Source organism: Streptomyces sp. NPDC044064 (assembly GCF_056434245.1).
Map to the genome: position 1 here is coordinate 80,354 of NZ_JBWKFN010000008.1, position 21,586 is coordinate 101,939.

Sequence of the window (21,586 nt, forward strand, 5' to 3'; positions counted from 1 at the left end):
GGTATGAACCCTGAACCGGCCAAGCGGCGACCGATGTCGCATCGGGTGCCCGGAACGACGGCGCTGTGCGACGGCGGCCCACCCACGGACATCACGGCCCCGGCCGGCGACCCGCCGTCCCGGCACGGGCAGGGGGCGCCCTGCCCGTACAACGCGTCCCTGCCCGCCTCGGACGTGTTCGCCGCCCTGGACACTGCCCCCTGCGGGCTCACGCCGGCCGAGGCCGCCGCGCGGAGGGCCCGCCGCGGCCCCAACGAGCTGCCCGGTGTGGGCCGCAGGCAGGTGTGGAGGCGACTGGTCGCGCAGTTCACCGATCTTTTCGCGGTGGTGCTGCTCGTCTCCTCGGCGATCACCTTCCTCGCCTACGCGCTGGAGCAGCCCCGGGATCCGGCCACGCTTCAGCTGGCCCTGGCGATCCTCGGCGTGGTCCTCCTGAACGCGGGCATCGGATTCGCGCAGGAGTACTCCGCCGAGCGCACGGCGGAGTCCTTGCAGGCGATGGTGCCGCACACCTGCCGGGTGCTGCGGGACGGGCAGCCACAGGAACTGCCGGCTGGGGATCTCGTCCCCGGTGATGTCGTGCTGCTGGAGGCCGGGGACGCCGTGTCGGCCGACTGCCGGCTGGTCGAGGCGCACGACGTCGCCGTCAACAACGCGGCGCTCACCGGGGAGAGTGACGCCGTCGCGCGGGTCGCCGGGCCGGTGCCGGTGGGGCCGCCGCTGGAAGCGCGCAACTGCGTGTTCATGGGCACCGACGTGGTGGCGGGCACGGGGAAGGCGGTCGTGTCGCCACCGGGGCGGCCACCGAGTTCGGGAGAATCTTCCGGCTCACCGCAGCGGCGCCCCGGCAGCAGACCCCACTGCAGCGCCAGGTCGCGGCGATGGCGCGCCGGGTGGCGGGCGTCGCCCTGGCGACCGGGGCCGTCCTGTTCGCAGTGCGCGTGCCCAGCGGGCAGCCGTTCGTCGACACGTTCGTCTTCTCGCTGGGGGTGACGGTCGCCCTAGTTCCGGAGGGTCTGCCGGCGACGCTGTCGGTGTCGCTGGCGATCGGTGTGCGCCGCATGGCCCGCCGGCACGCCCTGGTCAAGCAGCTGCTGGCCGTGGAGGCGCTGGGCTCGACCAGCGTGGTGTGCACCGACAAGACGGGGACACTCACGCAGGCCGAGATGACCGTCGTACGGCTGTGGGCGAACGGCGTGCCGCACGCTGTGACGGGGGTGGGATACGCGCCTGTCGGTGATGTCGCCGAGGCGGGATCCGTGCGGGAGCTGCTGCGGGCGGCGGCTCTGTGCAGCAACGCCCGGCTGGTGCCGCCCACGGACCGGGACGGGTGGCGGGTGCTCGGCGACACCACTGAGGGCGCACTCCTGGTGGCTGCCATGAAGGCGGGTCTGGATCCGGCTGCGGAGGAGGCCCGTACACCACGGGTGGCGGAGTATCCCTTCGACTCCGTCCGCAAGCTGATGAGCACCGTGCACCGCTGTGAGGACGACAGGTGTCTCGCATACGTCAAGGGCGCGCCCCTGGAACTGCTCGCCCGCTGCGAAGCCATCGACCGGGAGGGCACACGGACGACGCTCACGGAAGCCTCCCGCGCCGAGGTGATCGCGGCCGCGGACGACATGGCCGGGCAGGGCCTGCGCGTGCTGGCGGTCGCCCGGCGTCGGGTGGCGCACCCTCGGCCGGCGCTCGGCGACGTGGAATCGGGGCTGACCCTGCTGGGACTCAGCGGGATGTACGACCCGCCGCGCCCGGAGGTGCGGGACGCGGTGGACGCGTGCCGACGGGCGGGGATCCGCATCGTCATGGTCACCGGCGACCACCCCCTGACCGCGGAGGCCGTGGCCCGCCGCGTCGGCATCGTGCGGTCACCGGCCCCGCCCGTGGTGACGGGTGCGCAACTGGACACACTGGACGACAGCGGCCTGGACGCGCTGCTGGCGGGCTCCGCCGAACTGTTGCTGTGCCGGGTCAGTCCCGAGCACAAGATGCGTGTGGTCACCGCCTTGCAGCGGCGCGGTGAGGTCGTCGCCGTCACTGGGGACGGCGCCAACGACGCGCCCGCCCTGAAACACGCGGACATCGGTGTCGCCATGGGGGCCTCCGGCACGGACGTCGCCCGCGAGGCAGCGGTGATGGTGCTGCTCGACGACTCCTTCGCCTCCATCACCACCGCGGTGGGGCTGGGCCGTTCCGTGTACCGCAACATCCGCAAGTTCCTGATCTATCTGTTCAGCCACAACATCGCCGAACTGGTGCCGATCCTGGCGGCGACCTTCACCGGGTTCCCGCTGGTGCCGATCACGGCCGTGCAGATCCTCGCCATCGACCTGGGATCCGACGTACTGCCCGCGCTCGCGCTGGGTGCCGAGCCGATGGAGGCCGACGTCATGGACAGCCCGCCGCGGCCGCGCCGGGAACGGCTCTTCTCGACCGGCCTCATGGGCCGGATCCTGTTCCTCGGTGGCATCCAGGCGCTCGGGGTGTGTGCCGTCTTCTTCTGGCACATCCACGCCTCCGGTATCCCGTACGCGGACTTCACCAGGGACGATCCCGTCTACCGGGAGGCGATCACCCTGGTCCAGGCCGGCATCGTGGTCAGTCAGTTCTTCAACGCCCTCGCGGTGCGCACCGACCGGCAGAGCGTGTTCCGGGCAGGTCTGCTGTCCAACCCCTGGCTGATCGGCGCCGGTTGCGCCGGCATCGCCCTGATGGCCGCCATCAGTTACGCGCCGCTGCTGCAGGAGATCTTCAACACCGCGCCGCTGGCCCCGGCCGACTGGGCGGTTCTCGCCGGGTTCGGAGCATTGTTGCTTGCCGCCGAGGAAGCCCGTAAGTGGGTGCTGCGGCACCGGCGGAGGTCCTCGAAGGGAGGGACGTCATGAGAGTGGTGATCGTGGGCTGTGGCAGGGTCGGTTCCACCCTGGCAGCGCAGCTTGTGGCCGAAGGCCACGACGTACGTCTCGTCGACCGGCAGCCCAAGGCACGCAGGCTGCTGCCACCGGGCTTCTCCGGCACCTTCCACGTGGGCAACGGCTTCAGCAGCTCCGTGCTGGAAGCTGCCGGGATCGGACGAGCGGACGCGTGCGTCGCGGTCACCTCGGGGGACAACAGCAACATCGTGAGCGCCCGTACCGCCAAGGAGACCTATCGGGTCCCCGTCGTTCTCGCCCGTATCCACGACCCGAGCCGCGCCGACATCTACCGGGACCTGGGCATCCCGACGATCTCCGGTGTCCGGTGGGCCGTCGGCCGCATCCACCAGATGCTGCTGCACCGCCACCTCACACCGGAACTCTCCTTCGGCAACGGCGAGACCCTCCTGATCCGCTCCCAGCTGCCGGACTATCTCACCGGACGGCAGCTGACCGAGTTCGACGTCGACGGGGAGATCCGCGTCGTGGAGATCACCCGCGCCGGACGCTCGCTGCTGCCCGCCCACGGCGTCCTCGTCGAACCCGGCGACCTTGTCACCTTCGCCGTGGCGGCGACCGCACTGGGCCGGCTGCGCGGCTTCCTCGACAAGGAGCTGGGAACGTGAAGGTCCTGATCGCGGGCGCGGGCCGCCTCGGCACTCAGATCGCCCAGGTGCTCTGCGCCGCACGCAACGACGTCACCCTCGTCGAGCACGACGAGGACCGCCTCACGGAACTCGAGGGGCTGTCGTCCGTGCACCTGGTGGCCGGAGACGCCTGCGAGCCCGCACTCCTGGCACGTGCGGGCGCGCCGACCTGCGACCTGGTCGTGGCCGCCACTGGCCGGGACGAGGACAATCTCGTCGTCAGCCTGCTCGCCAAGCGACAGTTCGGCGTAGGACGAGTGGCGGCGCGCGTCAACGACGCGGAGAACGCATGGCTCTTCGACGCACGGTGGGGCGTGGACGTGGCCGTACCCGCGGCCACGCCGCTGATCTCGCTCATCGAGGAGGCCACCGGTGCCACGGACACGGTGGCGCTACTGCGGCTGAGCAAGGCGGGCGTCGAAGTCATCGAGACAGCGATCACCGAGGAGTCCCGGGCGGCGGGACGGAATCTGGGCGAGATCGCGCTACCGGCCGGCACCGTGGTCGCCACCGTCGTCCGCGACGGACGTCCCACGGTGCCCGGCCCCGATGTGCGGCTCCTGCCGGGGGACGAACTCCTGCTCGTCTCGCACGAGGCAACCGAGCAGGAGATCCATGCGGCCTTCCAGTGAACGGCCGGGGCTACCGGGCCCCGGTTCAGGTCACGCTGCCTCGGGACGCACGATCACAACCGGGCAGTTCGCGTGCTGCGACACGTGCTGGCCCACGGAACCGAGCAGGGCGCGGGCGAACCCGCCCCTCCCCCGGCTGCCCACCACCAGGACCTCTGCCCCCTCGGCAGCCCGCAGCAGGACGTCGGCGGGGTTGCCGTGCACCACATGTGTCCTGACCGCCCCGGTCGCGTCCGCGCCCAGCACATCGGTCAACTCGTTCCGCATTCGCTGCCGGGCATCGTCCTCGTCGACATCCAGGTCCACAGCGGGCGCCGACCAGCCGTACAGACCCGCCAGCTCCCATACCGCGACCGCGTCCACAGTGCCGCCCACCAGTCCTGCGTAGCGAACAGCCCACCGAAGGGCCGCGTACGAGGACGTCGACCCGTCGACTCCGACGACGACTCTCGGCTCGGTGACATCCGTGTCCATCCGTCCCACCTCTTCTACGCTCCTCACACCGTCCGAACGGTCGTCCCTTCGCCGCTACGCCGCCTCCTCCGATACCGTTCCAGCCTCCCGCGCCGCAGAGGGGCCCGGTAGGGGCCCGACGGTCCTCGCCAGTGCCGTTCGGCCCCACGGCACGGAGTGTTTCGGAAGCGATGCTGGGCATATCAGGACCGCGACCCAGCGGACGGAAGGGATCGATGAGCAAGCGCAAGCGAGCCAAGCGGGTGGCTGAACGCACCGGAGGCACTGCCCAATTGCCGTGGTGGGTCGAAGGCGGACGAGCGCCGGGCGGCTCGGTCCGTTGGAGCGCCCGTGGCGCGGACGGCGATTGGCTGCTCCTCCCTGGCGGTACATGGCGGCGTGTCGAGACGATCCGGGTGCACAGCCTGTTCGGCTGAATTCTGTTCGACGCCACACCCGCCGCGGCAAGTCACGGCCTCTGGGGCACGATCGCGACCGGGCACTTGGCCTGGTGCAGAAGTGCGTGGCTGACGCGGCCGAGCTGGAGCCCGACATGGCCCGTCCTCGGCCGGGACCCGACGATCACGAGGTCGGCGGCTGCCGACCGGTGCACGAGGATCTTGCCCGCCGCCCCCTCGAGCGTCGTACGGTGCACACGCACCTGCGGATGCTCGGCGCTCGCCTCTGCCAGCACCGCGTCGAGCAGTGCGGAGGCCTCCTGCTCGGGAGGGACTGTCGCTTCCTCGGGACCACGGCTCAGGTGGGCGGGGCTGCGCCAGGCCCGGACCACGTCCAGGACGCAACCGCGCACCTCGGCCTCACGGAAGGCGAACCGCACGGATTCGGCAGCCGTGTCGGCGCCGTCCCCCAGCCCGAACAGAATCCGCTCGTGCGTGCCGGCGAGCCCGGCCTGGTCGCCTCGGACGACGATCACCGGGCAACGGGCCCGACCCGCCACGCCCAGCCCGACCGAACCAAGCAGCAGGTCTTTGAACTCACCTCGGCCGCGCGACCCCGTCACCAGCGCGGACGCACCGTCGCCCTCGCGCAGGAGGGCGGCCACGGCATCGTCCGGGATGACGTCGGTGGTGACCTTCACATCCGAGTTGCGCCGCTCGGCGCGCTCCGCTCCGGAAGCCACGATGTGCTCCGCCAGCACCTGCTCGGAGGGGCGCCCCAGGCCGGTGGAAGGCAGCGCACCCTCGTAACGCGCCCAGAGGGAGGCGTAGACCAGCCTGAGCGGAACACCATGGCGGACCGCTTCGTCCACGGCCCAGTCGATGGCAAGCAGGCTTGAGTCCGATCCGTCGATGCCCACGACCAGAGGAGGTGTCATCGTCCCCACCGCCTTTCACGAGGCTTGCAGCGCATGGGACCGACTTCACCGTCGCACCCCCTCCCACCGGGGCACGAGGGGCCCTTCGGCCCCTACCGGGGGCCATAGGCCCATCGCTCGTCTCCCCGCCGCAGTCCGTCACGGTGCAACCGCACCGCCGGACGTCCGACGCCGGTCGTTGCCTTCGTGGGCCTGTCGCACGGAGATGCGGGTGCGCTCGACCAGTTCGGGGAGGGCCGACCGCACCTGTTCGCTCAGTCCCGTGCCGAGTTCGACGTCGGCCACCTCCACGGCATGCACGACGACCTTCCGCGGAAGCAGGTCGAGGGCTTCCGCCAGGGCGAGACACTCCCCCAGGCCCAGGGCGTGCGTGCTCGCCGTACCACGCGCCCGGCCGGCCGCCTCCGCCGCTGTCAGGGTGTGCAGCTCGCCCGGCCTGGGCTCATTCGGGCGTAGGGCTTCCACCACGACCGCGGTGTCCGCGCCGCGCCACAGTTCGAGCATCCGGCCGGGCTCGCCGTCGCTGACCGTCAGCACGGTGTCGTCGGGAACACGGCCTCGCAGGGCCTCCACCACCGCCGGCCCCGCTCCGTCGTCACCGCGGAGCGGGTTACCCACTCCGATCACCACGATCCGGCCGCTCATGCGCGTTCCACGGTCAGGGCGAGGAAGTGGGCGGCGCAGGAGATGCAGGGGTCGTGATTGCGGATGGCCCGCTCGCACAAGCGGGTGAGCTCCTCGTCGTCGGCGGCTGGTCCGCGCCGGTCCAGGCGTGCCTGGACGGCCCGGCGCACGTCCTCCTCGATGGCCGTCTGGTTCTGGGCTGTGGGCGGGATGATGCGGGCCGCGGTGAGCGTGCCGTTCTCGGCGAGGGCGTAGCGGTGGTACAGCAGTCCGCGCGGTGCTTCGGTCGCTCCGGTGCCCACTGCCTTGCGCGGGGCGACGTCCAGTGCCGGCCGTGGCGGTCGTTCGTACTCCTGGATGATGTTCAGTGCTTCCTCGACGGCCTGCACCACTTCCACCGCGCGGACCACGATGCTTCGGAAGGGGTTGTGGCAGATGTCCCCCGCCACGGGATCGCCCAGCCCGGCGTCCCTGGCGGCCTCGGCCGCCACCGGGTGGAGCCACCGGCCGTTGACCGCGTAGCGGGCCAGCGGGCCGGTCAGGTAGCGACGGCCGTCGAGCGCGGCGGTCAGAGCGGTGCTGTGCGGCACCTGCTCCTCGTGGACGTGCCGTTCGAGGCCGGACACGGGGAACTCGCGCGGCGCCCGCGTCCCGCCGGCGGTGGCGATGACCGTCGGTGTGCCGGAGTCCACGGCGTAGCGGCCCGGGTCTCGCAGCGCGAGCAGGTCATGGTCGCTCGCCGCGTCGGGGAAGTCGAACGCCGCCACCCAGCGGACGGTCTCCAGCGCGTCGTCCCGGGCCTGCCGCAGCCGTTCGGCCAATGGCCGCAGTTCTTCGGGAGCCGGTGTGCGGTAGAAGCCGCCGACGCGGACGTTGACCGGGTGGATGGGGCGTCCGCCGAGCAGTTCGAGGATGGCGTTGCCGGTCTGTTTGACCCGCAGACCGCGCTCGACGGCGGCTCGTTGGTCGCGCGCGAGTTCGACGGCATCGGCCCGGCCGAGGAAGTCGGGAGCGTGCAGCAGGTAAATGTGCAGGGTGTGGCTCTCGATCCACTCGCCGCAGTACAGCAGGCGGCGCAGCTCCGCGAGCTGCCCGTCCACGGTGACACCGCAGGCGCTCTCAATCGCCCGGCAGGCGCTCATCTGATAGGCGACCGGGCAGATGCCGCAGATGCGGGCGGTGATGTCCGGCGGCTCGGTGTGGGCGCGCCCGATCAGGAAGGCTTCGAAGAACCGGGGTGGTTCGTAGACACGCAGCCGTACCTCGGTGACCGTCTCCTCCTGGACACGCAGGTGCAGGGCGGCTTCGCCTTCCACCCGGGCCAGTGCGTCCAGCCGCAGGACACGGGTTCCGCGATGGCTCATGCGGGCCTTTCCGGGTTGTCTTCCGTCCCTGCCCGAGGGGCGTCCTGCTCCTCGGCCGCGAGATCGGCCACGGGGGCATACTCCGGCGCGGCCGCGTTGAAGGTGTGGAAGACACGCAGGATGTCCTCCTCGCTCATCCCGTCGCGGCACAGCTGCGCGACCATGGACCGCAGGTTGGGCCGGTCGGTAGGCCCGAAACAGCCGTAGCAGCCGCGGCCGTAGGCGGGGCAGATGGCACCGCACCCGGCGTGCGTGACGGGGCCCAGGCAGGGGGTGCCGTGGGCCACGGTGACGCAGGTGGTGCCACGCCTCTTGCACTCGAAGCAGACACTGTGGGCCGGGATCTGTGGCCTGCGTCCGGCCAGGTGGGCGGTGATGACTTCGAGAAGCTGACGGCGGTCGATGGGGCATCCCCGGAGTTCGAAGTCGACCGGTACGTGTGCCGAGATCGGAGTCGAGGTCTCCAGCGTGGCGATGTAGTCCGGGCGGGCGTAGACCGCGGCTCGGAACTTGTCGACGTCCCCGAAGTTGCGCAGCGCCTGGATTCCGCCCGCGGTGGCGCAGGCACCGATCGTCACCAGGCGCCGGGAGATGCGCCGGATGTGCTGGATGCGCTCGGCGTCCTCGGCCGTGGTGATCGAGCCCTCCACCAGGGAGAGGTCGTACGGACCCCGTCCGGCCGGACCCGCGCGCTCCCCACCGGGGCCCTCGGCGCCGGACATCTCCAGGAAGTGCTCGATCCGTACCTGCTCGGTGAGGCCGAGCAGCTCGTCCTCGCAGTCGAGGAGGGTCAGCTGGCAGCCGTCGCACGAGGCGAACTTCCAGACGGCGAGCGTGGGCAGGGGGTGGGCGTCGGCCGGCCCTCGGTCGGTTTCCATCTCACAGCTCCCGTACTGCCAGCAGGCGCTCCACGCGGTCGTAGCGGACCACCGGTCCGTCCCTGCACAGCAGTAGCGGGCCGAGCTGGCAGTGACCGCAATGGCCGGTGGCGCAGCGCATGTTGCGTTCCAGCGACACCTGAACGCGGTGCGTGGCGAGGCCTCGGCCCATCAGAGCGCGCGCGGTGTGGCGCATCATCACCTCGGGCCCGCACACCAGTGCGTGGGTCCGGTCCGGCCGGAGGGCGAACGCGTCGAGGAGGGCGGTGACGACCCCGACCGGGCCGTGCCAGCCCGGCCCGGGGCGGTCGACGGTCACTCCCACCGCGGCCCCGCCGCGCCAGCGCTCGATGTCCTCGCGGTAGATCAGGTCGCCGGGGGTACGGCTGCCCACCAGGACCCCGAGCCGACCGTACACGGCCGCCTGGTCCAGGACCGCGTGGACCACCGGTCGCAGCGGTGCGAGCCCGATGCCCCCGGCGATCACCAGCACGTCCTGGCCGGCTGCCGCGTCCAGATCCCAGCCGGTGCCGAACGGCCCGCGCAGCCCGACGATGTCCCCCGGGCGCAGCTCGTACAGAGCGGCGGAGACCGCGCCCACCGCACGGACGGTGTGCACGAGTCCCTCGTGGGGGCCGCGCAGGGCGCTCACCGAGATCGGCACCTCACCGACGCCGAACGCGTAGATCATCGCGAACTGGCCAGGTGAGAAGGGCGGGAGTTGCCTGCCGACGGGAACCAGTTCCAGCGAACGGACGTCGGAGGTCTCCGCCAGGATCTCGGCCACCCGGTACGGCAGCGGCGGGGTCACGGTGCTCACGGCGGGCCACTCCCGTGGGGTGCGTAGAGGTCCAGCAGCCTGATACGGGTGGCCTGCAGCCGCTCGGCGACCACCTCGGTGAAGCGGCGCATCAGGGCGTATCCGAGTTCCGGGTCGGCAGCGCAGAGGGCGAGAACGTCGGATGCGGGGAACTCCGTGGCCTCCACGGCGGTCACCGTCCGTGCACCGAGGTGCCAACGATACGGCGGGCAGATCCAGGACCAGCCCAGCAGCTGACCCGCTCCGAGCGTCTCCACGAGGGCCTCCGGCCGTCTGCCGGGGATGCAGATGTCGAGGGCGACCTCGCCACCGCGCAGCAGCCAGAAACGGTCGGCATGCCCGCCCTCGTCGAACAGGCGCGTTCCGGGCGGGAACGTCACGTCGAACCCGACGGCCAGCAACCGCTCGCGCCGAGCGGGCGGGAGGAGGTCCAAAGGTGGTGGCAGCCCGGTCATGAGGCTTCTCCCGAGGGTCCGGACCGCGTCCAGTCGTGCAGGGCGGCGGCCTCCTCGGTGATGTCGATACCGACCGGGCACCACACGATGCAGCGGCCGCAGCCCACACAGCCGGACGAGCCGAACTGGTCGTACCAGGTGCCGAGCTTGTGGGTCATCCACTGCCGGTAGCGACTGCGCGGGGAGGTACGGACGGGGCCACCGTGCAGTTGGGAGAAGTCCAGGTCGAAGCAGGAGTCCCACAGCCGCCAGCGCTCCGCGTGGTCACCGGTGAGATCGGTGACGTCCTCGGTCGTGGTGCAGAAACAGGTGGGACACACCATGGTGCAGTTACCGCACGTCAGGCAGCGCCCGGCGACATCGTCCCAACGGGGGGCGTCGAGCGTGCCGGCCATCAGCTCCCGCAGGTCGGCCTCGGGCATGGACCGGCCCATCCGGTCCGCAGCGGCGGCGACGCCTGCGCGAGCCGCCGCACAGGTGGCGGGGTCGGCACGGCGGACGGGCAGTTCGGCCAGGATCTCGTCGCCTTCCCGGCTGCCGCCGCGGATCCAGAAGCGGTGGCCTTCGTCATCGACCACCTCGGTGATCACCAGGTCGCAGCCGGGAGGCGCGGCGGGTCCCGTGCCCATCGAGACGCAGAAACAGGTGCCGCCGGGCTCCGTGCACTCGACTGCGATGAGCAGCGCTCCCGCACGTCGCCCCAGGTATTCGGGGTCTCGGTGGGCACCTCCGGTGAGCACCCGGTCCTGGACCGCGATGGCCCGCGCGTCACAGGGACGGACACCGAGGAAGGCGTACCGCGGCGGCGAGGTCTCCTCGGCCGTGAACACCGTCTCCTCGCCCACGCGGTCGGCACGCCACTGCCGCACCTTCGCCGGGTGCAGGAACTGCTTCCACGACTGGGGGCCCGCCGCGTTCGCGAATGCGGCACCGTCGGTCCGCTCCCGCAGCCGATACGTCCCGGCCTCGAGTTCCACGCCCCACCCGTACGGCAGCTCGTCCGCCGACTCCAGCTCCGCCAGGACGATCGCACCGTCCCGCACGGTGGGGCCGGCCACGGTGAAGCCGCGCCGGGACAACACCTCCACCAGCGCGACCATGCCGTCCTTGCCCATCACCAGCCCGCTGGACGCGGGAGGCGGCGAGGCGTTCAGGTCGAGGTCCGCAGTCATGGCCCTACTCCTTCGGCACCTCGGACAGGTGGAGCATCGCCGATGCCCCACAAGGTCCACGAACGCAGCATTTCCGGCCCTGCACCACACAAGTAGGGCCATGTGGGCCACAGTCCCGGGTTTTTCGGTCCCGCTCGGTCGGGCCGAGGTCCACCCACTGTCCGGGGCCTCGTAGGGCTCGACGGCCGCCCGCGGGGGCCGTTCGGCCCAGTGCATGCGAAGTGGCCCCGACAGATGGTCGAAGAGGGCCGGCAGAAAGGTGGCCGCCATGCGCCGGGAAACGGTCCGGAAGGACGCTCCGCCTCGCGTCGAGCCGAATCTGGGCGACTACGAGAAGGTGTGTGCGAGCTTCGCCTGGTCTCAGGCGCGCGCCCACCTGCAGGGGCTGCCCGGCGGACGGGGACTGAATATCGCGCACGAGGCCGTGGACCGGCACGCTGCTTCGGACCACGCCGCGGCCGTCGCACTGCGCTGTGTCGGGCGGGACGACTCCGTGACCTGCGTGACGTACGGGGAGCTGGCCCGATCGACCGCAAGGTTCGCCAACGTGCTCCGGACCCTCGGCATCGGTCACGGTGACCGGGTGGCGACGCTGCTCGGCCGATGTCCCGAGCTGTACACCGTGGTTCTCGGCACGCTCAAGAACACCAGTGTCCTGTGCCCACTGTTTTCCGCGTTCGGACCGGAACCGGTCGCCATGCGCCTGACGCTGAGCGACACGCAGGTACTGGTCACCACGGCGGAGCTGTACCGCAGGAAGGTCGCCGGGCAACGCGAGAGACTCGCCTCCCTGCAGCACGTGCTGATCGTCGGCGAGGGCGCGGAGGAGCTGCCCGGCACCGTCTCCCTCGGCGCGCTGATGAACGAGGCGGCCGACAGCTTCACCATTCCGCCGACCTCTCCCCACGACATGGCCCTGCTGCACTTCACCAGTGGCACCACAGGTACCCCCAAAGGCGCCGTGCACGTGCACGAGGCTGCCGTGGCCCATTACACGACCGCGCTGTACGCGCTCGATCTGCACGAAGACGACGTGTTCTGGTGCACGGCTGATCCGGGCTGGGTCACCGGCATGTCCTACGGGGTCGTCGCGCCGCTGATGCACGGGGTCACGGTCGTGGTCGACGAGGGCGACTTCGACGCCCGCCGGTGGTACCGGATCCTCTCCGACCAGCGGGTCAGTGTCTGGTACACGGCGCCGACGGCACTTCGGATGCTGATGCGGACGACGCCGCGCTCAGGGCCGTACGATCTGCCCCGCTCGTTCGACCTGAGCACACTGCGGTTCATCGCGTCCGTCGGTGAGCCGCTCAATCCGGAAGCCGTGCTCTGGGGCAGGGACGTCCTCGGACTGCCCGTGCACGACAACTGGTGGCAGACCGAGACCGGGGCCATCATGATCGCGAACTTCGCCGCCTGTGAAATCCACCCAGGGTCGATGGGGCGTCCGCTCCCCGGCGTGGAGGCAGCGGTGTTGCGACGCGGGGAGGACGGCCGGGCGGAGCGGGTCGAGGGCCGCGTCACCGTCCTGGAGGAGCCGGGTGTGGAGGGCGAACTGGCGCTCAGGATCGGCTGGCCGTCCATGTTCCGCGGCTATCTGCACGACGAGCCGCGCACCGCGGCGGCTTTCGCGGAGGACTGGTACCTCACCGGCGACCTCGTACGACGCGACGCGGAAGGCTGGTACTGGTTCGTCGGGCGCGCCGATGACGTGATCAAGTCGGCGGGGCACCTCATCGGGCCGTTCGAGGTCGAGAGCGCCCTGATGGAGCACCCGGCGGTCGCCGAGGCCGGGGTGATCGGCCGGCCCGATCCCATCGCCGGGAGCATCGTGAAGGCGTTCGTCACGCTGCGGCCGGGCTTCGAGGCGACCACGCGGACCCGGCAGGAGCTGCTGGCCTTCGCCAGGCGCCGGCTCGGCCCGGCCGTGGCACCACGTGAGATCGCCTTCGACCAGCACCTGCCCCACACCCGCAGCGGAAAGGTCATGCGCCGGCTGCTGCGAGCGCGTGAACTCGGCCTGCCCGAGGGCGACATCTCCACCCTGGAACGGGTCGGCTCCTCCCAGGACACATCGGAGGCATCCACATGAGCACCACCCGTGCCCCACGCAGACCCCGGTCCGGTCCCCGGCCGGCCCATCAGGCGGCGCACCGCCTGGCCCTGCTGGAGGCGATGCTGCGCGTCCGCCGGTTCGAGGAACGCTGCGTGGAGCTGTACAGCGCGGCCCGCATCCGCGGTTTCATGCACCTCTACATCGGCGAGGAAGCCGTGGCCGTAGGTGTCAACGAGGCTCTCACGGACGAGGACGCGGTCGTGTCGACGTACCGCGAACACGGCCATGCGCTCGCGCGTGGGGTCCCGGCCGAGGCGATCATGGCGGAGATGTTCGGCAAGTCCACCGGATGCAGCCGTGGCCGGGGTGGCTCCATGCACCTCTTCGACGTCGGCCGCCGCTTCTACGGCGGCAATGCGATCGTCGGCGGTGGGCTGCCTCTCGCGGCCGGCCTCGCCCTCGCCGACCGCATGACCGGCCGCAACCGGGTCACCTGCTGCTTCTTCGGTGACGGCGCCTTCGCCGAGGGCGAGTTCCACGAGACGGCCAACCTCGCCGCCCTCTGGCAGCTGCCTCTGCTGCTGGTCTGCGAGAACAACCTTTACGCGATGGGCACGGCCTTGGCCCGCCACCAGGCCCAGACCGACCTGGCACTGCGTGCCGCCGGCTACGGCATGGTCTCCTGGGCCGTCGACGGCATGGACGTCTTCGCCGTCGAGGATGCTGCCCGGCGGGCGGCCGAAGGGGTTCGTGGCGGCACCGGGCCGCACTTCCTGGAGATGCGCACCTACCGCTTCCGCGCCCATTCCATGTACGACTCCGACCGATACCGGGACAAGGCAGAGATCGAACACTGGAAGGAGCGCGACCCCGTCGAAGGCCTCGCCCGGCAGATGCGGGATGCGAAGGAGCTGTCCGACAAGGCCCGCGCCTCCCTGGAGGACCGTCTTTCTGCCGAGATCGACCAGGCCGTCGAAACCGCCGAGCGAGCTCCCGAAGAGCCTGTCGAGGATCTGCTGAACTACGTCACCAGTCCGGTGGGGGTGAGCCGGCCATGACCGCGACCCACTCCCGTACCGCCGGACCCGCCCCGCCCTCCGCCCGGAAGACGACCTATCGGGAGGCGATGCGCGAGGCCCTGCGCGAGGCGCTGCGCACGGATCAGCGAGTGTTCCTGATGGGTGAGGACGTGGGCCGCTACGGCGGCTGCTTCGGCGTCAGCCTCGGCCTGCTGGAGGAGTTCGGGCCCGAGCGAATCCGCGACACGCCGCTGTCGGAGTCCGCCTTCGTCGGCGCCGGCATCGGCGCGGCCCTGGCGGGCATGCGGCCGGTCGTCGAGATCATGACGGTCAACTTCAGCCTGCTGGCCCTGGACCAGATCCTCAACAACGCGGCGACCTTGCTGCACATGTCGGGCGGTCAGCTACCGGTCCCGATCGTCATCCGGATGACCACGGGTGCCGGACGGCAGCTGGCGGCCCAGCACTCGCACAGCCTGGAGGGCTGGTACGCGCACATCCCGGGCCTGCGCGTGCTCGCCCCCGCGACCATCACGGACGCCCGCCACATGCTCGCCCCTGCGCTGGCCGACCCCGATCCGGTGCTGATCTTCGAGCACGGCAGCCTGTACAACGCCTCAGGCACACTGCCCACCGGGACGGGCCCGGTGGACATCGACCACGCCGCCGTTCGCCAACCCGGGACGGACGTCTCGGTGATCACCTACGGCGGCTCACTGCCCAAGGCGCTGGCCGCAGCCGAGGACCTGGCGGGCATCGGCATCAGCGCGGAGGTCCTGGACCTGCGTACCCTGCGTCCCCTGGACGACGCGACCATCGGCGACTCGGTCGCCCGCACGCACCGGGCCGTCGTCGTCGACGAGGGGTGGCGCACCGGCAGTCTCGCCGCGGAGATCTCCGCGCGCCTCACCGAACAGCACTTCTACGACCTCGACGCCCCCGTCGAACGGGTGTGCAGCGCCGAGGTCCCCATGCCCTACGCCCGTCGGCTTGAGGAGGCCGCGCTGCCGCAGCCCGCCGGAATCGTCGCCGCCGCACGCCGTGCGGTCGGCGAGCCCGTGCCGGGCGGTTCGGACGAACCAGGTTCGGACACCGGGAGGTCGAGCTGACATGGCCGAGTTCACCATGCCCTCGCTCGGCGCGGACATGGACGAGGGCCTCTTGCAGGAATGGCTCGTGGATCCCGGGGACCAGGTGCACAAGGGCGATGTCGTCGCCGTCGTGGAAACCGACAAAGCGGCCATCGAGATCGAGTGCTTCGAGTCCGGGACCGTGGGACGACTCCTCGTGAAGCCGGGGACCCGGGTGCCGGTCGGGGCGCCGCTCGCAGTGATCCAGGGTGAGGGCACGCCCGGCATGCGGCCGGGCGCGCCTGGGGGCACGGGCTCCAGGAACAAGCCTGCCAGGCAGCCCGTGGACACATCCGCCGGACCCGAACAACTGGCGGCGAAACCGCCTGCCGAAACCACGTCAGCCGTCGGAACGGGACCCCTGGTACGGCACCTCGCGCTGCAGCGGGGTATCGACCTGACCGTCGTGCACGGCTCCGGACTCGGCGGACGGGTCACCCGTGCCGACGTGGAGCACGCGTCGGCCGCCCTCGTGGCTTCGCCCACCCTGGTGCCGAGAGTGCGCGCCACCCCGTACGCCCGGCGGCTCGCCCGGGATCTCGGCATCGACCTGACAACGGTCCGGGGCACCGGGGACGGCGGAGCCGTGCGCGCGGCGGACGTACAGACCGCCATGTGTGTACGACGGCACGAGCCGGAGCGGGCGACCACGCGCGGACGGGACGCCGAGCAGCGTGGGCGCACGGCTGTGCCGACCGACAGCGGAGCGGGACACCGTACGGACACCATGCGACGTGTCATCGCCGACCTCATGACCCGCTCCAAGCGGGAGATCCCGCACTACTACCTGTCCACCACGATCGACCTCACGGCGGCCGAGGACTGGCTGAGCCGGGTCAATCACGGCCGTACGCCCGCCGACCGGCTCGTTCCCGCAGCCCTCCTGTTGAAGGCCGCCGCCGTAGCAGCACGTGAGGTGCCCGGCCTCAACGGCTATTGGCAGGACGACGCGTTCGTCCCCGGGCCCGGGGTCAACCTGGGGATCGCGGTGTCGCTCCGGCAGGGCGGACTGCTCGCGCCGGTCGTCCACGGTGCCGACACACTGTCACCCGAAGCGCTCATGGCCAGGCTCAAGGACCTCGTCCAGCGCGCTCGACGGGGCCGGCTGCGCGGCAGTGAGATGTCCGGAGCCACCCTGACCGTCACCAACCTGGGCGACCAGGGTGTGGAGACCGTGTTCGGTGTCATCCATCCGCCCCAGGTGGCCCTGGTCGGCTTCGGCGCAGTCGTCCAGCGGCCCTGGGCCACGGGCGGCATGCTCGGTGTACGCCTGGTGGTGACCGCGACCCTGGCAGGCGACCACCGGGCCACGGACGGTGCCGTGGGGGCGCGCTACCTGACGAAGGTCGACCGACTGCTGCAGAAACCAGAGGAGTGGTGAGTCAGATGAAGCCCCTGGACGAGGCGGAAGCCATGTCGGTGGTCAAGGAGTCCATCACGCGGATCATCCCCGACGCGGACTTCACACGGGTCCAACCGCACGACAAGTTCCGTGACGTGCTCGAACTCGATTCGCTCGACTTCCTCAGTCTGGTGGAACTGCTCTGCGAACACACGGGAATCCGTATTGACGAGGAGGACTACCCCGAACTGACCACGCTGGCCGGCACTGCACGGCTCCTGGTCGACAGGTCGCGGGACCGGACCGGCCCGGCGTCGTGAAACCTCACCGACGGAGTGAGTGACCAGCAGAGAGACGGACGGGTGACACGACGATCCTTCGAGGTGAGCAGAGCGGTGCGACGAGGCCCCCCGGCAACCTCAGTCCGGCTCCATGTAGGGGCGCCGAAAGACCGGGGCCTGGCCGACGCCCCACGGGCGTACGGCAGTGAGTGCCTGGGCGACGGCGGACTCCAAGGGGCCGCTGGTGTCGACCGCGACCGCCTCGGGCCATGGTGGTTCACTGGCCGCCATGGCGGCGGCGATGTCGGGGCCGGCGTCGGACGGGCCGACGGCGCGCGTGGTCAGGCGGGCGATCGGCACATCACCCGGCGCGTGGCAGTGCAGGGCCACCAGGTCGGCACTGGTGCGTTCGGCCAGGCGCAGGGCCGCCTCGCGCTGCGCCGCATCGGACCACGTGGCGTCCAGGACGACGGACTCGCCCGAGGACATCAGTGCGGCTGCGCGGTCGAGAAGGGCGGCGTACGTCTTGGCCGTCCACTCCGGCGTGTAGAGGCCCTCGCCGTAGGCGGCCGCAGCGGACTGTTCCACGGGGATGCCGGCCAGCTCCTTGCGGAGGCGGTCGCTGCTGAGCAGGGTGACCCCCAGCCGATCGGCCAGCGCCCCGGAGAGGGTTGACTTCCCGCTGCCGGGCAGACCACCGACCAGGGTGAGCGAGACGGCAGAGGTGCGCAGGTGGCGCAGTGCCGTCGAGGTCAGCCGCCGCGACGCCGCCTCCGCGCCGGGCGCGCCCTGCCGGGCCTGGATCAGGGAGACCTTGGCGCGGACGAACGCCCTGTAGGCGACGTAGTGGTGCCTCAGAGAAGAGGGCGCGGGATCGCCGGAGTACTCGCCGTACTGGGCCAGGAAGTACGCGGCTGCCTCCGGGGCGCCGAGCTGTTCCAGGTCCATGGCGAGGAAGGCGGCGTCGTCCAGGCCGTCGACGTAGCGGAGACGGTCGTCGAACTCCAGGCAGTCCAGGACACGGGGGCCGTCGTCGAGGCAGAAGATGTCCTCGGCGAGCAGGTCGCCATGGCCGTCGACCACTCGACCCTGCTCGATACGGGAGTCGAAGAGCCGCTTGCGGCCGGCGAGGTAGCGGCGGACCAGCCGCTCGACCTCGGTCACCTGGTCCGGGCCGAAACCCTCGGCGGCCAGCGCGCGGAGCTGCGCGAAGCCGGCCTCCCAACGGGACGAGAGAGCATCCCGCGTGCCCTGTTCGTTCACTTCGCTGCCACGGGGCGCGTCAGCGTGCCAGGCGGCAAGGTGTCGGGCGACGGCCCGGAGGACGTCGTCGACGGCGGCTCCTTCACGCACCAGGTGGGAGAGGCGACGGTCCGCCGGCATGCGGCGCATCACCACGAGGGGTTCGGGCGCCTCCGCGTCCGGGCTGCTGAACTCGCCCAGCCCCAGGTAGACGTCGGGGGCGAAGCGGCGGTTGAGAGCGACTTCGCGCTCGCAGGCGGCCCGGCGAGCCGCCACCGTGGTGTAGTCCAAGAACTCCAGATCGACCGGTTTCTTGATCTTGTAGGCGCGGTCGCAGGCGAAGAACACGATCGCGGTGTGGGTCTCGAACACCCCAGCGCGTGGCAGCGGCTCGCCACCGTGCCCGGCACCGGACCGGAGCGGGACCGTATCGGTGGCCCGAGGCACCGGACGCGCGCGGCCGGGCTCAGTCATGAGGGACGACGGCGACGGGGCAGCGCCCGTGATGAACGGCGGCCTGCGCCACGGCACCCAGGTGCGGCCCCAGACCATGTCGATGCAGGCGACGACCCACGACCAGCAGCGCTGCGCCCTCGGCGGCCTGAACGACGGCCTTGGCAGGGCTTGCCAGACGGACGCTCTCGGCCACATCCACCCGCGGGTACTTCCCCCGCCACAGGTGGAGGGCCTCGCTCAGGTGTCTGTACGCATCCCGAGTGATCTCCTCGGTGACCTCGTGGTCCACACCCCAGGGCACCCGTGCATGGAGCGGCACACTGCGGCCGTGGACGGCCAGGAGGGGAACGCCCCTGGCCGCAGCCGTGTGGAAGGCGAAGTCGAGCAGGGGGTCGGAGGATCCGTGCAGTTTCAGGGCCACGACCACACGGCTCGCGGGTGCCGGGGGCACTCCTTGCTCCCGGGAATCGGCACGGACCAGCACCACCGGCCGCTCCGCCCGTGCCACGACGGGCATGCTGATGTCACCCAGGAAGTAGCTCTCGACGGGCTCCAGACCACGCGAGCCCAGCACCGTCATCTCCGACTCCGACGCGGCTTGGAGCAAGGCGCTCTGAGCGTCGTCGGCAACCAGATTCCCGACGACGGACAGGCCTGGGTGGCGCGCCTGGAGCTCCGCTCGCGCGGTGTGGACGAGGCGCTTCGCCCAGTAGTTCTGATCGACCTCCGCGGGAAAGCTCGCCGGTTCCGGCGCCAGCAGCGGCCACGCGTGCAGCAGGCGCAGGGTGAGTCTGCGCTTCTCGGCCTCGTCGGCGGCCCAGCGGGCAGCGGCGAGGCTCTCGGGTGAACCGTCGAGGCCCACGGTGACAACTTGTTGCATGGCGGCAGCCTCCGTCTCGCGAGAAACTGGAAATGACGGGTAGACGTCCGATCCGGTGGCTGACCCGGACCCTGCCTGGATGCCGATCGCGGTGTGTTCTCTCATTCGAGGATCACCCCGATCCCCTCCGAGACGCATGTGGACCTGTGGAGGTGTGGAATCCCGCACGAGGGAGACAGGGCCGGTGACCGAAGCCGACCGCCGTCCGATGCTGGACGAGGCGGGGGAACCGGACCAGCAACGTGCTGGAGGCGGCATCATGAGCCCACACGGTTCGCCCCCCGCGTCCCCCGCCCCGCGTCGAGACGACCGGCGCCTGTCCGCTGGACCGAGCGGAACGACATCGTGCGGACAGGAACCGTCCTCGTGGAACCGGGCACGCGCAAAGACGCCGTCGTGCGGGTGTGGGTGGACCGGGACGGGACCGTCGCCAGTCCGCCCATGACCGCGGTCGGCCACGCGCCTGGCGCCGGACCGGAGAAGACACGCACAGTGGGAGGCCCGGTGGGACCTGGTGGAACCGCTGTGGTCCGGGCGCTTCCACCGCTGACCGACAGGCCGGGACGAGGAGGAAGGCCATGCCGCACACGGCTGAGTGGAACGTTCGCCTCCATCTGTTCGAGGACGACGACGGAACGACCAAGGCGCACGTGGTGCTGGACACCGGTACCACGGCACTCACCGGCAACGGAACCGCGCACCGTCATCCGGCGGACACGAACGTGCCGGAGATCGGCGACGAACTGGCGGCGGGCAGGGCCATGGTCGACCTCGCCCACCAGCTGCTGGAGACCGCGGAACGCGACATCCAAGGGATGGATGCGCGTCGGCTGAGCACTCGTCGGCCGACTGGACGGTCCATGTGAAACCTCCGGCGACTGCGCCGGCCATGCGACGGCGTGTACCGCGTGGCAGGTTGGAATACAGCACCATTCCGAGCGGAGGGCGGCGATCATGCGAGCTCACCTCGGCGACCAACTCGTCATCGAAAGTCCTACGACTGGCGGCGCCAAGCGCGACGGCGAGATCGTCGGACTCCGCCACTCGGACGGAACCCCTCCGTACGACGTGCGCTGGTCGGACACGGACGACGTGACGCTCGTGTTCCCCGGACCCGACGCGCACATCCGCCATCTCGAGCACGGAGGGCCCGGGACCGCGCATGAGGCACTGCCGGCCACGGCAGAGACGGAGCCCGTGTCCGCGGTCGCCTCTCCTACCGGGACACCCAATCCAGGCGACATCGGCCGGCGCGTGGGCACCACACGCCGCAGACGGGGGCTCAGCCTGGAGGAAGCGGCCCGCCGCGCGAGAATGTCGCCCCGCTACCTGTCATACCTGGAGGAACAACCCGCCGACCCCACGATGCCGGCTCTCATCAGGCTGGCCGACGCGCTGGGTACTTCGGCCACCACACTGCTCGGCGGCGGCGTGGATCTCCCGCCAGGCCGGGGTCGCGCACTCCTGGACCCTCAGCTGCGGGACCTCAGCCCGGACGAATGCCGCACTCTGCTCTCCACGCACGGCATCGGGCGCGTCGCGGTGTCGGCGCCCGACGGCCGCCCGGCGGTCGTGCCGGTCAACTACGACGTCATCGATGAAGCCATCGTCTTCCGGACGGCGCCCGACTCCGTGGCCGCAGCAGCCTTGGAAACGGACGTCGCCTTCGAGGTCGACCACGTGGACGAGGCTCTGAGCCAGGGCTGGAGCGTGCTCGCCGTCGGCCGTGCGAGCCCCGTGACCGAGCCGGAGGCCGTGCACAGGCTCGTCCAGCGTGCCCGGACCACGCCATGGGCGGGCGGTGAACGCGAGATGTGGGTGTCGATCCGCCCTACGAGCCTCACGGGCCGTCGGATCGCTCCGGCCGACCAGTAGAAACGGGGC

At 71.1% G+C, this 21,586-nt stretch carries 22 protein-coding genes; 12 read left to right on the top strand and 10 right to left on the bottom strand.

Features of this window, described 5'->3' with window-relative positions:
* Positions 1-3: 3 nt before the first annotated feature.
* The 4 genes from AC07DS_RS15170 to AC07DS_RS15185 are packed head-to-tail and all read left to right on the top strand — an operon-like array spanning position 4 to position 4,194.
* Positions 4-993 carry a P-type ATPase actuator domain-containing protein gene (locus AC07DS_RS15170; RefSeq protein ID WP_479145463.1) on the top strand — a complete coding sequence of 330 codons (990 nt, stop codon included), beginning with the start codon at positions 4-6 and terminating at the stop codon, positions 991-993.
* Entirely contained in the window at positions 882-2,885 is a 2,004-nt protein-coding gene (locus tag AC07DS_RS15175) for a cation-translocating P-type ATPase (protein WP_479145465.1), read from the top strand. The genes AC07DS_RS15170 and AC07DS_RS15175 overlap by 112 nt, the downstream gene beginning before the upstream one ends.
* The gene (locus tag AC07DS_RS15180) at positions 2,882-3,541 is read left to right on the top strand and encodes a potassium channel family protein (RefSeq protein WP_479145467.1); all 660 of its coding nucleotides are present in this window, start codon (positions 2,882-2,884) and stop codon (positions 3,539-3,541) included. Before AC07DS_RS15175 ends, AC07DS_RS15180 begins: the two co-directional genes overlap by 4 nt.
* Entirely contained in the window at positions 3,538-4,194 is a 657-nt protein-coding gene (locus tag AC07DS_RS15185; protein WP_479145468.1) for a potassium channel family protein, read from the top strand. Before AC07DS_RS15180 ends, AC07DS_RS15185 begins: the two co-directional genes overlap by 4 nt.
* 30 nt (positions 4,195-4,224) lie before the next feature.
* On the opposite strand, the gene AC07DS_RS15190 is transcribed toward AC07DS_RS15185, so the two are convergent.
* Positions 4,225-4,668 (bottom strand): universal stress protein, encoded by a 444-nt coding sequence (locus AC07DS_RS15190; RefSeq protein ID WP_479145470.1) that lies wholly within the window; start codon positions 4,666-4,668, stop codon positions 4,225-4,227.
* A 215-nt stretch (positions 4,669-4,883) separates the two neighbouring features.
* Here AC07DS_RS15190 and AC07DS_RS15195 point away from each other — a divergent pair, with 215 nt between their 5' ends.
* Entirely contained in the window at positions 4,884-5,084 is a 201-nt protein-coding gene (locus AC07DS_RS15195; RefSeq protein ID WP_479145472.1) for a hypothetical protein, read from the top strand.
* A 32-nt stretch (positions 5,085-5,116) separates the two neighbouring features.
* Here AC07DS_RS15195 and AC07DS_RS15200 read toward each other — a convergent pair whose 3' ends face one another.
* The 7 genes from AC07DS_RS15200 to AC07DS_RS15230 all read right to left on the bottom strand — a co-directional run bounded on the left by AC07DS_RS15200 (position 5,117) and on the right by AC07DS_RS15230 (position 11,296).
* Positions 5,117-5,983, bottom strand: coding sequence for a universal stress protein (locus tag AC07DS_RS15200; RefSeq protein ID WP_479145474.1), 867 nt, complete (start codon positions 5,981-5,983; stop codon positions 5,117-5,119).
* A 138-nt stretch (positions 5,984-6,121) separates the two neighbouring features.
* Entirely contained in the window at positions 6,122-6,628 is a 507-nt protein-coding gene (locus AC07DS_RS15205) for a hydrogenase maturation protease (RefSeq protein ID WP_479145476.1), read from the bottom strand.
* Positions 6,625-7,971: a Ni/Fe hydrogenase subunit alpha gene (locus AC07DS_RS15210; protein WP_479145478.1), complete on the bottom strand. Its 1,347-nt coding sequence runs from the start codon at positions 7,969-7,971 to the stop codon at positions 6,625-6,627. Before AC07DS_RS15210 ends, AC07DS_RS15205 begins: the two co-directional genes overlap by 4 nt.
* The gene (locus AC07DS_RS15215; protein ID WP_479145480.1) at positions 7,968-8,849 is read right to left on the bottom strand and encodes an NADH-quinone oxidoreductase subunit B family protein; all 882 of its coding nucleotides are present in this window, start codon (positions 8,847-8,849) and stop codon (positions 7,968-7,970) included. Before AC07DS_RS15215 ends, AC07DS_RS15210 begins: the two co-directional genes overlap by 4 nt.
* Before the next feature lies 1 nt (position 8,850).
* On the bottom strand, positions 8,851-9,669 hold the full coding sequence (locus AC07DS_RS15220; protein ID WP_479145481.1) for an FAD/NAD(P)-binding protein: 819 nt from the start codon (positions 9,667-9,669) through the stop codon (positions 8,851-8,853).
* Complete coding sequence (locus AC07DS_RS15225) at positions 9,666-10,124, bottom strand: Crp/Fnr family transcriptional regulator (RefSeq protein ID WP_479145483.1); 459 nt, start codon at positions 10,122-10,124, stop codon at positions 9,666-9,668. Before AC07DS_RS15225 ends, AC07DS_RS15220 begins: the two co-directional genes overlap by 4 nt.
* On the bottom strand, positions 10,121-11,296 hold the full coding sequence (locus AC07DS_RS15230; RefSeq protein ID WP_479145485.1) for a 4Fe-4S dicluster domain-containing protein: 1,176 nt from the start codon (positions 11,294-11,296) through the stop codon (positions 10,121-10,123). Before AC07DS_RS15230 ends, AC07DS_RS15225 begins: the two co-directional genes overlap by 4 nt.
* Positions 11,297-11,564: 268 nt before the next feature.
* On the opposite strand from AC07DS_RS15230, the gene acsA reads away from it, so the two are divergent.
* From acsA to AC07DS_RS15255, 5 genes are read left to right on the top strand one after another with little or no spacing between them, the layout of a single operon-like run.
* On the top strand, positions 11,565-13,388 hold the full coding sequence (acsA, locus tag AC07DS_RS15235; RefSeq protein WP_479145486.1) for an acetate--CoA ligase: 1,824 nt from the start codon (positions 11,565-11,567) through the stop codon (positions 13,386-13,388).
* Complete coding sequence (pdhA, locus tag AC07DS_RS15240; protein WP_479145488.1) at positions 13,385-14,410, top strand: pyruvate dehydrogenase (acetyl-transferring) E1 component subunit alpha; 1,026 nt, start codon at positions 13,385-13,387, stop codon at positions 14,408-14,410. Before acsA ends, pdhA begins: the two co-directional genes overlap by 4 nt.
* Positions 14,407-15,480, top strand: a complete 1,074-nt coding sequence (locus AC07DS_RS15245) for an alpha-ketoacid dehydrogenase subunit beta (protein WP_479145490.1) — start codon at positions 14,407-14,409, stop codon at positions 15,478-15,480. Before pdhA ends, AC07DS_RS15245 begins: the two co-directional genes overlap by 4 nt.
* 1 nt (position 15,481) lies before the next feature.
* The gene (locus tag AC07DS_RS15250) at positions 15,482-16,882 is read left to right on the top strand and encodes a dihydrolipoamide acetyltransferase family protein (RefSeq protein WP_479145492.1); all 1,401 of its coding nucleotides are present in this window, start codon (positions 15,482-15,484) and stop codon (positions 16,880-16,882) included.
* A gap of 5 nt (positions 16,883-16,887) precedes the next feature.
* Entirely contained in the window at positions 16,888-17,163 is a 276-nt protein-coding gene (locus AC07DS_RS15255; protein WP_479145805.1) for an acyl carrier protein, read from the top strand.
* Between the two features lie 99 nt (positions 17,164-17,262).
* Here AC07DS_RS15255 and AC07DS_RS15260 read toward each other — a convergent pair whose 3' ends face one another.
* Positions 17,263-18,738, bottom strand: coding sequence for a bifunctional aminoglycoside phosphotransferase/ATP-binding protein (locus tag AC07DS_RS15260; RefSeq protein ID WP_479145494.1), 1,476 nt, complete (start codon positions 18,736-18,738; stop codon positions 17,263-17,265).
* Positions 18,739-18,832: 94 nt separating this feature from the next.
* Positions 18,833-19,702, bottom strand: a complete 870-nt coding sequence (locus AC07DS_RS15265; RefSeq protein ID WP_479145496.1) for a universal stress protein — start codon at positions 19,700-19,702, stop codon at positions 18,833-18,835.
* A 578-nt stretch (positions 19,703-20,280) separates the two neighbouring features.
* Here AC07DS_RS15265 and AC07DS_RS15270 point away from each other — a divergent pair.
* Positions 20,281-20,568, top strand: a complete 288-nt coding sequence (locus tag AC07DS_RS15270; protein ID WP_479145498.1) for a DUF1876 domain-containing protein — start codon at positions 20,281-20,283, stop codon at positions 20,566-20,568.
* An 88-nt stretch (positions 20,569-20,656) separates the two neighbouring features.
* The gene (locus AC07DS_RS15275) at positions 20,657-21,577 is read left to right on the top strand and encodes a pyridoxamine 5'-phosphate oxidase family protein (protein ID WP_479145500.1); all 921 of its coding nucleotides are present in this window, start codon (positions 20,657-20,659) and stop codon (positions 21,575-21,577) included.
* The last annotated feature ends 9 nt before the right edge of the window (positions 21,578-21,586 follow it).

Coding starts and splice junctions, on each gene's coding strand:
- AC07DS_RS15170 (WP_479145463.1), top strand. CDS start 4: ATGAACCCTGAACCGGCCAAGCGGCGACCGATGTCGCATCGGGTGCCC.
- AC07DS_RS15175 (WP_479145465.1), top strand. CDS start 882: ATGGCGCGCCGGGTGGCGGGCGTCGCCCTGGCGACCGGGGCCGTCCTG.
- AC07DS_RS15180 (WP_479145467.1), top strand. CDS start 2,882: ATGAGAGTGGTGATCGTGGGCTGTGGCAGGGTCGGTTCCACCCTGGCA.
- AC07DS_RS15190 (WP_479145470.1), bottom strand. CDS start 4,668: ATGGACACGGATGTCACCGAGCCGAGAGTCGTCGTCGGAGTCGACGGG.
- AC07DS_RS15195 (WP_479145472.1), top strand. CDS start 4,884: ATGAGCAAGCGCAAGCGAGCCAAGCGGGTGGCTGAACGCACCGGAGGC.
- AC07DS_RS15200 (WP_479145474.1), bottom strand. CDS start 5,983: ATGACACCTCCTCTGGTCGTGGGCATCGACGGATCGGACTCAAGCCTG.
- AC07DS_RS15205 (WP_479145476.1), bottom strand. CDS start 6,628: ATGAGCGGCCGGATCGTGGTGATCGGAGTGGGTAACCCGCTCCGCGGT.
- AC07DS_RS15210 (WP_479145478.1), bottom strand. CDS start 7,971: ATGAGCCATCGCGGAACCCGTGTCCTGCGGCTGGACGCACTGGCCCGG.
- AC07DS_RS15215 (WP_479145480.1), bottom strand. CDS start 8,849: ATGGAAACCGACCGAGGGCCGGCCGACGCCCACCCCCTGCCCACGCTC.
- AC07DS_RS15225 (WP_479145483.1), bottom strand. CDS start 10,124: ATGACCGGGCTGCCACCACCTTTGGACCTCCTCCCGCCCGCTCGGCGC.
- AC07DS_RS15230 (WP_479145485.1), bottom strand. CDS start 11,296: ATGACTGCGGACCTCGACCTGAACGCCTCGCCGCCTCCCGCGTCCAGC.
- acsA (WP_479145486.1), top strand. CDS start 11,565: ATGCGCCGGGAAACGGTCCGGAAGGACGCTCCGCCTCGCGTCGAGCCG.
- pdhA (WP_479145488.1), top strand. CDS start 13,385: ATGAGCACCACCCGTGCCCCACGCAGACCCCGGTCCGGTCCCCGGCCG.
- AC07DS_RS15245 (WP_479145490.1), top strand. CDS start 14,407: ATGACCGCGACCCACTCCCGTACCGCCGGACCCGCCCCGCCCTCCGCC.
- AC07DS_RS15250 (WP_479145492.1), top strand. CDS start 15,482: ATGGCCGAGTTCACCATGCCCTCGCTCGGCGCGGACATGGACGAGGGC.
- AC07DS_RS15255 (WP_479145805.1), top strand. CDS start 16,888: ATGAAGCCCCTGGACGAGGCGGAAGCCATGTCGGTGGTCAAGGAGTCC.
- AC07DS_RS15265 (WP_479145496.1), bottom strand. CDS start 19,702: ATGCAACAAGTTGTCACCGTGGGCCTCGACGGTTCACCCGAGAGCCTC.
- AC07DS_RS15270 (WP_479145498.1), top strand. CDS start 20,281: ATGCCGCACACGGCTGAGTGGAACGTTCGCCTCCATCTGTTCGAGGAC.
- AC07DS_RS15275 (WP_479145500.1), top strand. CDS start 20,657: ATGCGAGCTCACCTCGGCGACCAACTCGTCATCGAAAGTCCTACGACT.